The sequence below is a fragment of the [Rhizobium] kunmingense genome (genome assembly GCF_977018605.1).
In genome coordinates, this window is sequence record NZ_CDRNXG010000001.1 from 3,462,371 (window position 1) to 3,474,726 (window position 12,356).

The following is a 12,356-nucleotide window of genomic DNA, read 5'->3' on the forward strand; positions in this document are numbered from 1 at the left end:
AAAGCGTATGAGGTTTTCATGTTGCGTGGTGTCTTGTTCAGCCTCGGACTTATGTCCGGGACCATTCTCTCTCATTCCGCTTTTGCCGATACCGCAACGCTCCAGATCATCGTTTCGAAAGACCAGCAGTCGATGACCGTCTATGACGGCGAGACCGTGGTGAAGACGACCAAGGTTTCCACGGGAAAGTCCGGCCACACGACGCCAAGCGGCATCTTTTCGATCCTGGAAAAGCGCAAGTATCACGAATCGAACATCTATTCGAATGCGCCCATGCCGTTCATGCAGCGCCTGACATGGTCGGGCATCGCGCTGCACGAGGGCGTCGTGCCGAATTATCCGGCCTCGCATGGCTGCGTGCGCATTCCTGTGGGAACTGCAAAGGCGCTCTTCGACATGACCGATCGCGGCGTGCATGTTCTCATATCGGATGCGCCGGTCGCCCCGGTAAAGATAGAAAACGCCAATCTCTTCATGCCGCTCAAGCCGCTTCCCTCGGAGCCGCTTTTCCCCGATGCGGACCTGCGCCCGACGGCGATGAAGAAGAAGGCGGACGGTTCCTATGACGTCGCGGCGGCAGGGACCGATCCGATGACGACGGGATCGCTGCAGGCCGTCGTGCCGGAAGATGCCGCACCGCTGCGCATCCTCATCCACCGCCGTGGCACGCGCGAGACGATGATGGACGTCCAGGCGTTGCTCGGCGATCTGGGCTTCGACGCGGGTGCAGCCGACGGTATCGCCGGCCCGATGACCCGCGATGCGATCGCCGGTTACAAACGCTGGAAGAACCTGCCGGTGAGCGGCCCGCTGATCACCAAGGAGTTTCTCTCGGCGCTCTACAGTTCGGCCGGCGAGGAAGAGGCTCCGGCCGGGCAGATCCTGGTGCGTCGCAATTTCGAGCCGCTGTTCGAGGCGCCTGTCGGGATCAGGGACCCGGAAACCGCGCTCGGCACGCATTTCTTCAGCGCCGATCATATCGAGCGCAAGACAGAGAGCGCTGAATGGCATGCGGTCACTCTGAAGAATGTCCTGAGCGCCGACGAGATGAAGGCTCTCGGCATCGAAAAGCCTGCGGACAGCAGCCAGCCGAATGCCGCTTCGGTCGTGCTCGACCGGCTCGACATCCCCAAGGACATCCGCAATGAGATCGCCGTGCTGATGACCAACGGCACCTCGCTGACGATCACCGACCAGGGGCTTGGCCCGGAAACCGGCAAGGGCACGGACTTCGTAACACTGACGAAGTCGCAGCCGAACCTCGCGCAGGCGCAGCCGTCAGACAGCCAACCGAAGCCTGTGCGTCGCTCAAAAAGAGAATCATATATCGGCGGTATCGGCTTGTATTGATTGATAGAAACAGATCGTAACTGTCTATCCTGCACTCAAGATATCCTGCCATCCCAAACAAGGGATGACAGGATAAACCGGCATCGTAACGAGACCCGAACAACAGTCTCATGATCGTGCCGGCCATGCGCCAACTGCCACCACGACCGATTTTAATCTCGGATATATGGAAATACCCCTCCCCGAAATTCACGTCTGCCAAGGACAGATCTTCCATCGGTGCAGGACGGTTATGTGTTGCGTTCCTTCATGACGGCCCTCCGGGGAAGCCGCATCGCCTGTCTGACCTGCGGCGGCGGCGCGCAGCAACGAGGAGCATGTGCAATGGCACATCTGCCAATTGATCGCATTTCGCCGATCGGTATAAACGGCCAAAACATTTACCTTTTTCCTGTCTAGGGAAAGCGCGGTCGGTATCCGGTCGGCGCCGCTCCGACTGCAGCGATGGACTGATGAACGGTGTAGCTTTCTTCCTGGGCGTGAATTTCGTCGTAGCCATGTGCTTCTGCGCGGTCTTTGTCGTCGTCGCGACCCGCAGCCGGTCCAGGCGGGCTGCATTGTGGCTCGCGGCTGGTTTCGGCGTCGCATCACTGTCCGCCGTATGCGAGCTGCTGGTCGCTTATACGGCTGCGCGGAAAATCTGGGCACTCGGCGCTTTCGCGACAGTTCTTTCCGGAATGATGCTGCTCAGGGTCGGGATCGGCCATCTCTACGCTCGCCGGCTCGACAAGCGGATCGCATCCTTCTTCGTCGGTGCAAGCATCTTGCTGAGCTACGTGATCTACGATCTGCCTCGTGGAACGCCGGTCCAGGCCTTCTCCTACCAGAGCCCATTCGCCATCGTCCTTCTCGACAGCGCCTTTGTCGTGCTTGCATCCCGCGGGCGCCAAGCAATCGACCGCTTTCTCGGCATGCTGATGCTGTTCACCGGTCTGCACTTCTTCGCCAAGGCCGGGCTGGCTGTGGTGGCGGGATCGGGCACGGTCGCGAAGGACTATATCCACACGAATTACGCACTGATATCGCAAAGCGCCACAGCCATCCTCGTCGTGGCCGTCGGGCTCACCCTGCTGGCGGCGCTGGTGCTGGAGATCATGGCGGACCAGCGCAGCGAATCGGAAAAGGACACCTTGTCGGCACTCGGCAATAGGCGCGGTTTCGACCGGCAGGTTCAATCGCTTCTGGATGCGGCGCCGAACGGGAAACACGCGGTCATCCTGTGCGACCTCGACCACTTCAAGCGCGTCAACGACACCTATGGCCATCATGTCGGGGATCTGGTGATCCAGAGTTTCGGCCAATTGATGAATGACTGCGCACCCAAGAGAGCCGCGCTCGGGCGGATCGGCGGCGAGGAGTTCGCAATCTTTTTGCCCGATACGGAGATCGGTGCTGCGGTCCTGTTCGCACAGGCCCTGCGCAGCGCGACGATGGCCCTCCCCGATCTGCCCGACGGCCTGATCGTCACGGCGAGCTTCGGTGTCTGCGCGCTAACGTCTGCCGACGGTCTGCCTCAAGCCTATCGTCAGGCAGACATCGCGCTTTACAAGGCCAAGCATGCCGGCAGGAACCAAGTGAAGCTGGCCGTCAGCGACCACCCGGGGGCAGAAGGCTATCGCGGCGACAACCGCGCCTAAAGCCTGCAGCGACCTTTCAGATTCGCTCCGCACGCTTAGGCTTTCGTTTTTGCGCCTGTCTTAGCCCGAAACCGGCAACCACGTTCGAGTGACACACTCCAGCAACTTCAGGCCTGACTTACACGAGTTCCACATCCAGAACTCCCGGAGCGGCTTTCAGTGCTGCCGCCATTTCCGGTGACAGGCGATATCTCTCCGTCAGCTCCACCTCGATCTCACGACGTCCATCGTCCTTGATGACGATGAAGGAGACCTGCCCCTCGCCTCTTGCATTCAAATGGCGTCGGACAGTGCCGATCGGGCCTGCGTCACGGACGAAGACGCGCAATGCCTTCTGCATGCGGACCGACTGTTCCTCCAGAGACGATGCGGTCTGGATGCGAAGGCCGATGCCTTCCGGTCGCTCATCCGCCTGAACAGTGATTACCAGCGACTTTCCGGGTTCCAGCAAATCGCGATACTGCGCCAGCGCTTCCGAAAACAGCACCGCCTCGAACTGGCCGGACGAATCCGAAAAGGTAATGATGCCCATCTTGTTGCCGGTCTTGGTCTTGCGCTCCTGGCGTCCGGTGACGGTACCGGCCAGGCGTCCGGCGGTCGCGCCCTGACGGACGGCGCCGGAGAAATCGGCGAATGTCTGCACCCGCATCTTGGCAAGGACATCGGTATAGGTATCGAGCGGATGGGCAGACAGGTAGAAGCCGAGAACCTGATACTCCCGCATCAGCTTTTCCGAGGGCATCCACGGATTGAAGGTCGGCAGGATCAACTTTTCCGGCCCTGCACTTGCCGAGGAGCCGAAGAAGTCCGACTGACCGGAAATCTTCTCCTCCTGGGAGCGCTGAGCATAGCCGATGACGCGGTCGAGGCCGGCACTCATCTGGGCGCGGTCGTGACCGAAACAATCGAAGGCACCAGCGGAAATCAGGCTTTCCAGGACGCGGCGGTTGATCTGCTTCGGATCGACCCGCATGCAGAAATCCTCGATGCCGGCAAATGGCTTGTCGCCACGCACTTCGGTAATGTGCTCGACGGCGGACTCGCCGACGCCCTTGATGGCCGCAAGCGCATAGTAGATCTTCGCCTCACCGGTTTCGAAATGGCGGAACGAGGTCTGTACCGATGGCGGTATGACCTTGATGCCGAGACGCCCCGCATCCTCGCGAAAATCGTTCAGTTTTTCACTGTTGGCCATATCGTAGGTCATCGTCGCGGCGAGGAACTCAACCGGATAATGCGCCTTCATGTAGGCAGTCTGGTAGGAAACGATGGCGTAGGCTGCGGCGTGCGACTTGTTGAAACCGTAGTTGGCGAACTTGGCGAGAAGTTCGAAAATGTTCTTCGCCTGCGGCTTCGAGACACCGTTCTTTATGGCGCCATCGACGAAACGCTCGCTCTGCTTGTCCATCTCCTCCTTGATCTTCTTACCCATGGCGCGGCGCAGAAGATCGGCCTCGCCGAGCGAATAGCCGGAGAGGACCTGAGCGATCTGCATGACCTGCTCCTGGTAGACGATAACGCCCTGCGTCTCCTTGAGCAGGTAATCGATCGACGGATGGACGGACTCGATCTCCTCCTCGCCATGCTTGCGGGCATTGTAGGTCGGGATGTTCTCCATCGGGCCCGGACGATAGAGCGCCACGAGCGCGATGATATCCTCGATACAGTCGGGCCGCATGCCGATCAGCGCCTTGCGCATGCCGGCGCTTTCCACCTGAAACACGCCGACCGTCTCGCCGCGCGAGAGCATCTCATAGGTCAGCTTGTCGTCGAGCGGGATCTTGGCCAGATCGACATGGATGTCGCGCTTGCGGCAGAAATCGACCGCCGTCTTCAACACGGTCAGCGTCTTCAGGCCGAGAAAGTCGAACTTGACCAGCCCCGCCTGCTCTACCCACTTCATGTTGAACTGGGTGACGGGCATATCCGATCGCGGATCGCGATACATCGGCACCAGCTTCGACAGCGGGCGGTCGCCGATGACGATGCCGGCAGCGTGGGTCGAGGCGTGGCGGTAAAGGCCCTCGATCTTCTGGGCAATATCGAGAAGGCGGGCGACGACCGGTTCGGCCTCGGCCTCCTCCCGCAGTTTCGGCTCCTCCTCGATCGCCTTTGACAGCGGCGTCGGATTGGCCGGATTGTTCGGCACGAGCTTGCAGATCTTGTCGACCTGGCCATAGGGCATTTCGAGCACGCGACCGACGTCGCGCAGTGCCGCGCGCGCCTGCAGCGAACCGAAGGTGATGATTTGCGCCACCTGCTCGCGCCCATATTTGCGCTGAACGTAGCGGATCACCTCTTCGCGACGATCCTGGCAGAAGTCGATATCGAAGTCGGGCATCGATACGCGGTCGGGATTGAGGAAGCGTTCGAAGAGGAGCGAGAAGCGCAACGGGTCGACGTCGGTAATCGTCAATGCATAGGCGACGAGCGAGCCCGCACCCGAACCACGGCCGGGACCGACCGGAATATTCTGGTTCTTGGCCCACTTGATGAAGTCGGCAACGATCAGGAAGTAGCCCGGAAACTTCATCTTCTCGATGACGCCGAGCTCGAAATCGAGACGCTCGCGGTAATCCTTTTCGGTAAAGCCGGCGCTCAGCCCAAGTTCGGCCATGCGGCTTTCCAGCCCCTCGACCGACTGGCGGCGAAGCTCGTCCGCTTCTGCCCGCTCGGCTTCGGCCGGATCATCCGTCGCACCGGTGAAACGCGGCAGGATCGGCGCACGGGTTTTCAGGATGAAGGAGCAGCGCCGGGCAATCTCGACGGTGTTTTCGAGCGCTTCGGGAAGATCGGCGAACAGCGTCGCCATTTCCTCGCGGCTTTTCAGATAATGGTCCGGCGTCAGGCGGAAACGCGTGTCGTCGGAGACGATCGCGCCATGAGCGACTGCCATCAGCGCGTCATGGGCCTCGTAATCGCCCTTCGACGGGAAGAAGGCCTCGTTGGTCGCCACCAACGGTATCTCATGGTCATAGGCAAGGCTGACCATGCGGTGCTCGTGCCGGCGGTCATAATTGCCATGGCGCTGCAACTCGACATAAAGGCGATCGCCGAAAAGCTGTTTCAGGTGCAAGAGCCGCGCTGCGGCCAGGGCAGCGTTGCCTTCCTTCACCATCCGATCGACCGGACCAAAAGCGGCCCCCGTCAGGCTGATCAGCCCCTCAGTTCCCACCTCTTCGAGCCAGGACGCCTTGATATGGGTCTCGGCACCGCTTTCGCCACCGAGATAGGCGCGGCTGACGAGATCGACGAGGCGTTCATAACCTTCGGCGGTCGCGGCCAGGAGGATGATCGTCGGCAGTTTGGCGAGCTGCTGGCCGTTGCGCCGCTCATCACCCTGATCTTCCATGTCGATCGACATCTGGCAGCCAATAATCGGCTGCAAGCCGTCGCCGATCGCCTTCTGGGCAAATTCGAGAGCGACGAAGAGGTTGTTGGTGTCGGTAACGGCAATCGCGGGCTGATTGTCCGAGACGGCCTTGCCGAGCACCTTCTTCAGAGGCAACGCCCCCTCGAGCAGCGAATAGGCGGAATGCAGGCGCAGATGCACGAATTGGGGCGTTTCCCCAACAATCCCGTCCGCAGCTGTCGAGCTTTTCTGTTCCGCCATATCTTCACGCCATTACCACTGATTCAAGTCCGGCTACTGTCGGCGGACAGAGCCGCCAAGTCCAGTTTTGAATCCGTCGGTCAACGGGTTTCAGGAATACAGGGGTCTAAGGAATTTCGAGTCGGCAAGCGCCCGACGGCTTGCGCAAGGCCGGGCGCTTCAAATTCTACATGGCGATCATGATCATCGACAGGCTGGCGACAAAAGTCGCGATGGATGCGAATGCGGCAATATCACGAAGAAGGTCGGTCATCGTTGTCTCCCGTGTTCGTTATGTTTTTAATTTGTTCTCTTTTTGTGCGCAAGTCAACAGGAGAACAAAACAAGAAACACGATATTTCGCTCATGGTTAATGCCACCGCAGAAACAGTGGCAATTCAAACCGTCACGCATAGGCCTCATATGCGTCGATCACGGCCTGGATCTGCTCGGCATTCATCGCGTTAGACTGGACGGCGGTGAGCGCCTGAAGCTGCTCCAGCTTGAGGTTCATGATGTCGGAGGGAGACAGGCCGGCGATCGCACCGGTGCTGATCGAGGAAATGTCGGAGGTCGAGAATGTGGTGAGATTGCTGCTGCTGAAGGCGGCAATCTGTCCGGCGGTGAAGCTTGCCACCTGCGTCGGCGTGAATGCCTCTGCCTGGATAGATGTCATCGCCGCGATCTGGTCGGCTGTCAGGCCCGCTATTGCCTGGGTGCTGATGGCCGCGATCTGGTCTGTCGAGAGACCGGCGATCCGGTCCGGTCCGAGCGAAGCCAGCTGAATGGAGTTGAACGCGCCGATCTGGGTCGGCGTCAGCGCCGCCACCTGATCGGCGCTCAGCGCTTTCAGCTGATAATAGGTGAGGCCAGCCATCTGCTCTCTGGTAACGGCGGCCATCTGTTCATAGTCCAGCGCGGCAAAGCTTTCCGGCGAGAGCCCGCCGAAGGACTTGACGTTGATCGCTGCGACATCGGTGCTGGAGAAGGTTGCGAGCTGTGCCGGGCTCAGCGCGCCGATCTGGGCGGCGCTCAGCGCTCCGATCTGCTCCCTGGAGAAGACATCGACCTGGGCGGGCGAAAGCACCGAGATCTGATCGGTCGTCAGGGCGGCGATAGACTTCGCACCCAGGGCGGAGACCTGTTCGTTGGTGAGGGCCGATATGGCCGCGCCGCTCAGCGACGGCAACTGGGTCGCGGTCAGGGCGGCGATCTGGGCCGTCGACAGAGACGTGATCTGCGAGGCGGTCAGCGCGCCGACCTGGGCCGGCGTCAAGGCCGCGACCTGCGCCGCGGTCAGGCCCGGCAACTGCGTCGGCGACAAGGACGCGACATTGTCGGTGCTCAGCCCCGGCAGAGCGCCGGTGCCTATCGCGGCGATCTTTTCCGCCGAAAGCGACGCTACCTGTTCGGGCAGAAGCGCGCCGACCTGCGTTGCGGTCAAGGCCGCCAGCTGGGTGGCCGAGAGCGCGTTGAGCTGCACCGTGCTCAGCGATGCAACCTGGGTGGGCGTCAATGCGGCGATCGTCTTCGGTCCGAAGGCGGCGATCTGATCGGCGGAGAAGGCGGCAAGGCGATCAAGCGGCAATGCCGCAATCTGCGGGGCGGAAAGGATGGCCAGCTGGGCAGCGGAGAGGCTCGATATCTGTCCGGCGGACAGGGCTGCGATCTGGGCGGGCTGCATGCCGACGATCTGCGCCGGCTTGAGAGAGGCAAGCTGATCCGTCGTCAGGTTGACGACGTTGTCGGGCGTGAGGCCGGCGAGCGCCGCCGCGGACAAGAGGCCGAGATCCTCGCCGGAGAATGTCGCGAGCTGTGCTGCGCTCAGCGCTGCGACCTGGCTGGCGCCGAGGCCGCCGATCTGCGCGGCGGAAAGGCTGTCGATCTGGGCGGGTGACATGGCGGCGATCTGGTCAGCCGTCAGTCCGGAGATGGTTTTCGCCGGCAGCGCAGCGAACTGGGCGGGAGACAGTCCTGCAAGGTTGGCGGGCGAGAGAGCCGCAACCTGTTCGCCCGTCATGCCGCTCATCTGGTCGGGCGTTAGAACCTGAAGCTGGGATGGGCCGAGCGCTGCGACCTGGGTCGGCGTCAATGCCGCAACCTGCGTCTTTTTCAGGATGGCGACCTGCGCCGTGGACAGCGAGGAGATGATCTCGACCGGCAGGCCGGAGATCGCGCCGGCGCTGATCGCGCCCATCTCCTCATCGGAGAACAGGGCGATGTCGGACGGCTTGAGAGCCGCGATCTGGGTCGCGGTCATGCCGGCAATCTGGGTCGCCGTCAGAGCCTCGACCTGCCCGGAGGTCAGCCCGGTCAGTTGCTCGTTGGTCAGGGCTGCGATCGCCTTGCTGCTGAGCGCCGCCATCTGCTCGGAGGAGAATACGGCAAGCTGCGCGGTCGGTATCGCCACAACCTGGTTGGCGGAAAGGGATCTGATCTGGGTCGGGGTCAGGGCCGACAATTGAGTCGATGTCAAAGCGCCGACCTGGGAAGGCGTCAAGGCGGTTATCTGGGCCGCGGTCAAGGCCGCCACCTGCTCCTGGCCAAGCGCTGCAACCAGCTGAGTCGGCAGGCCGGAGAGCGCCGTCGAGGTGATTGCGGCAATATTCGCCGGAGAGAAGGTTGCCAGCTGCTCGGCGCTGAAGGCGCCGAGTTGCGTCGAGGTGAAACCCGCGACCTGCGAAGGCGTAAGCGCACCGATGCTATCCGGCCGCAGCGCGGCAATCTGTGCCGCCGTCAAGCCGGACAGGGCTTTGGGCGTGATTGCGGCCAGCTGATCGTTGGAGAGCGCAGAAACGCTTTCGACGGTTAAAACGCCGACCTGAGCGGCGGAAAGCGCCCGGATCTGTGCCGTCGACAAGGCTTCGACCTGCACCGGATTCAACGCGGCAACCTGGTCGACCTTCAGAACGGCGATCTGGGCGGAGGTCAAAGCCGCCACCTGCTCGCCGCTCAGTGCGCCGATTGCGGCAGCGGGCAAACCGCTGAGTGCGCTGGGGGTGATTGCGGCAATCTTCGCCGGCGCGAAATTCTCCAGCTTTTCGGCTGAAATGGCGCCGAGATGGCGCGAACTCAACGCACCGATCTGCGCGGTCGTCAGCGCATCGAGCTGCATCTGGTCGAAGGCTGCCATCTGCTCGACCGTCAGACCGCTGACCGCACGCGTGTTCAGCGCCGCCACCTGTTCGGTCGACAGAGCCGCAATATTGGCAACCGGAATGGCCGCAACCTGGGTGCCGGTGAAGGCACGGATCTGCGGGGCCGACATGGCGCTGAGCTGGGTGGCGGTGAAGGCCGCCACTTGCGGTGCCTTCAAGGCGGTAATCTGGGCCGACAGCAAGGCTGCGGCCTGTTCGCTATTCATCGCCGCAATATTCTCTACGGGAACGCTGGAGAAAGCGGAGGCGGGAATGGCCGCGATATCGGCGGCGGAGAAACTGACGAATTGCTCGGCACTGAGGGCAGCCATCTGGCGGGTGGTGAAGGCACCGGCCTGGGAGGTGGTGAAGGCCTCGGTCTGGGTGACGCTCATGGCCGCCAGCTGGGTGGCTGTCAGGCCGGGAATGGCCCTGCCCGCGATTGCTGCGACCTGCGCCGTCGAAAAGGCAGAGATCGCATCGGGCGACAAGGTGGCGATCTGGGTCGATGTCATCGCCCCGATCTGCAACGGCGTCAGCGACACCACCTGAGCCGGCGTGACCGCGCCAAGCTGGGTCGCTTTCAGCGCCGCAATCTGGGTATTGGTGAATGCGGCAACCTGCGTTCCCGACAATGATGCCATGACATCGGCTGAAATTCCCGACAGCGACCGAGAGCTCAAGGCGGCGATATCGGTCGGCGTGAATACCGCGACCTGATCGGCGGTGAGACCTCCAAGCTGCTTGGAGCTCAGTGCTCCGAGCTGGGTTGCCGTAAAGGCATCGATCTGAGTCGTAGACATCGCCGTAAGCTGGGTTGCCGTCAGGCCTGCGATACCCCTTGCGCCGAAACCGGCGACCTGCGCGCCGGATAGTTGCGAAAGCATATCGACCTTGATGGCTGCCACCTGGGTGGCGGTCATCGCGCCGAGCTGTTCCGGCTTTACCGCTGCTATCTGAACGGCCGTGAAGGCTGCTATCTGGTCGGCTTTCAGGGCGGCGAACTGGGCGGGCTTCATCGCCGCGACCTGTTCCGGCGACAGGCCGGCGAATTTTTCTGCGGTGAGGCCGCGCATGGAAGCAGGCTTGATCGCTGCTATATCGGCAGGCGAGAACGCGGCAAGGTCCTCGGCGCTCAAGGCAGCGATCTGCGTCGAGCTCATCATCGCGATCTGCTCCGGCTTGAACGCTTCGGTCTGCTCGACCGAAAGACCAGTCAGCTGGCTTGCCGTGAGGGCCGCGACTTGCGACGTGCCGAGGCTCGAAATGCGGTCGGTGGACAGGACCGTCAACTGGTCAAGCGTCAAGCCGACGATCGATCGCGGCGCTATGGAGCGGATCTGGGTGGTGGACAGCGTCGAGACAGCATCTTCGGACAATGCCCCGATCTGGCGGGAATTGAGCGCTCCGACCTGGGCGGAATTCAGCGATGCGGCATCTTCTGCGGTCCATGCGGCAACCGCCGAAACGGGAAGACTGCGGATCTGGGTGACCGTGAGACCGGAAACGGTGGACATCGATAAGCCTCGACCTTCAAAACGGGAGGCAGCGCTCAATCACCGCGGAGAACGAAGAGGAAAAGACCGGGGATAATGATCCGCTCTCACCCTGTTGCCACTCGCAGTCTCGCCGGTTGCCTTACCCTGACCAAACCGGCTGATTGAATCACCCGCCCCTACTGCTGGATTGCCACGACCTCTACGTGTCCTAGCTTGCCTGAGGCTGTCACGTCACCGCGACAAAAACCACGCAGAGGGCATGAGTGAGGAGAGGCGAAAGGAGGGCATCATCGGCGGCGTGCAGCCTGCGCATGCAAGGTCGATGGCGCTTCAGGTGCCCCCCACCGATCGCGGTGGCAACGTGATGAAAACCGGCGCGGCACAGCCGTTTCGGGCACAAGCGGCTGTGCTCGTTTCTTCGATGATCGGCAGGTGATGTTAAGCGATCAGAACTCGACGACCTGGCCGCCTTCGATGGTGACACGGCGGTCCATGCGGGCTGCGAGTTCGTGGTTGTGGGTGGCGATCAACGCCGCAAGGCCCGACTGGCGCACAAGCGCCTCGAGCGCATCGAAGACATAGGATGCGGTATTCGGATCGAGATTGCCGGTCGGTTCGTCGGCAAGCAGGACGCGCGGGGCATTGGCAACCGCGCGGGCAATCGCCACACGCTGCTGCTCGCCACCGGAAAGTTCCGAAGGGCGATGCTCGGCGCGGTGGCCGATGCGCATGTAGTCGAGAAGCTGTGCCGCCCTCTCCTTCGCCTCGTTCTTCGTCAGGCCGCCGATCAGCTGCGGCATCATGATGTTCTCGATGGCGGAGAATTCCGGCAGAAGATGGTGGAACTGATAGACGAAACCGATCTCGGAACGGCGGATCGCGGTGCGCTCCTCGTCCGGCAGATCGTTGCATGACCGACCGCCGATCGAAACGTCGCCGGCATCGGGATGTTCGAGCAGGCCGGCCAGATGAAGGAGCGTCGACTTGCCCGTGCCGGATGGCGCCACGAGTGCGACGATCTCGCCGCTTCGCAGTTCGAAATCGGCGCCTTTCAGGATCGAAAGGGTCGTTTCTCCCTGGCCATAATGACGTTCGACGCCCGAGAGCTTCAAGACGGATTTACGAGGTGCCATGAGGGTTA

Annotated in this window: 5 protein-coding genes; 2 read left to right on the forward strand and 3 right to left on the reverse strand. The window is 61.8% G+C overall.

What is annotated here, in order from left to right; all coding sequences use genetic code 11:
• Positions 1–18 precede the first annotated feature (18 nt).
• Together AC0JZ4_RS16825 and AC0JZ4_RS16830 are read left to right on the forward strand one after the other, a co-directional pair.
• The gene (locus AC0JZ4_RS16825; RefSeq protein ID WP_471887466.1) at positions 19–1,350 is read left to right on the forward strand and encodes a L,D-transpeptidase family protein; all 1,332 of its coding nucleotides are present in this window, start codon (positions 19–21) and stop codon (positions 1,348–1,350) included.
• Positions 1,351–1,802: 452 nt separating this feature from the next.
• Positions 1,803–2,987 carry a GGDEF domain-containing protein gene (locus AC0JZ4_RS16830; protein ID WP_471887467.1) on the forward strand — a complete coding sequence of 395 codons (1,185 nt, stop codon included), beginning with the start codon at positions 1,803–1,805 and terminating at the stop codon, positions 2,985–2,987.
• A 118-nt stretch (positions 2,988–3,105) separates the two neighbouring features.
• On the opposite strand, the gene dnaE is transcribed toward AC0JZ4_RS16830, so the two are convergent.
• From dnaE to AC0JZ4_RS16845, 3 genes are all read right to left on the reverse strand, one after another.
• Positions 3,106–6,600, reverse strand: coding sequence for a DNA polymerase III subunit alpha (gene dnaE, locus AC0JZ4_RS16835; protein WP_471887468.1), 3,495 nt, complete (start codon positions 6,598–6,600; stop codon positions 3,106–3,108).
• A 385-nt stretch (positions 6,601–6,985) separates the two neighbouring features.
• Positions 6,986–11,233 carry a beta strand repeat-containing protein gene (locus tag AC0JZ4_RS16840; protein WP_471887469.1) on the reverse strand — a complete coding sequence of 1,416 codons (4,248 nt, stop codon included), beginning with the start codon at positions 11,231–11,233 and terminating at the stop codon, positions 6,986–6,988.
• 428 nt (positions 11,234–11,661) lie between these two features.
• Positions 11,662–12,348, reverse strand: a complete 687-nt coding sequence (locus AC0JZ4_RS16845) for an ABC transporter ATP-binding protein (protein WP_471887470.1) — start codon at positions 12,346–12,348, stop codon at positions 11,662–11,664.
• Positions 12,349–12,356: the final 8 nt, after the last annotated feature.

What these genes read in the sequence shown, in the direction of transcription:
- AC0JZ4_RS16825 (WP_471887466.1), top strand. Translation starts at nt 19, where the DNA reads ATGTTGCGTGGTGTCTTGTTCAGCCTCGGACTTATGTCCGGGACCATT.
- AC0JZ4_RS16830 (WP_471887467.1), top strand. Translation starts at nt 1,803, where the DNA reads ATGAACGGTGTAGCTTTCTTCCTGGGCGTGAATTTCGTCGTAGCCATG.
- dnaE (WP_471887468.1), bottom strand. Translation starts at nt 6,600, where the DNA reads ATGGCGGAACAGAAAAGCTCGACAGCTGCGGACGGGATTGTTGGGGAA.
- AC0JZ4_RS16840 (WP_471887469.1), bottom strand. Translation starts at nt 11,233, where the DNA reads ATGTCCACCGTTTCCGGTCTCACGGTCACCCAGATCCGCAGTCTTCCC.
- AC0JZ4_RS16845 (WP_471887470.1), bottom strand. Translation starts at nt 12,348, where the DNA reads ATGGCACCTCGTAAATCCGTCTTGAAGCTCTCGGGCGTCGAACGTCAT.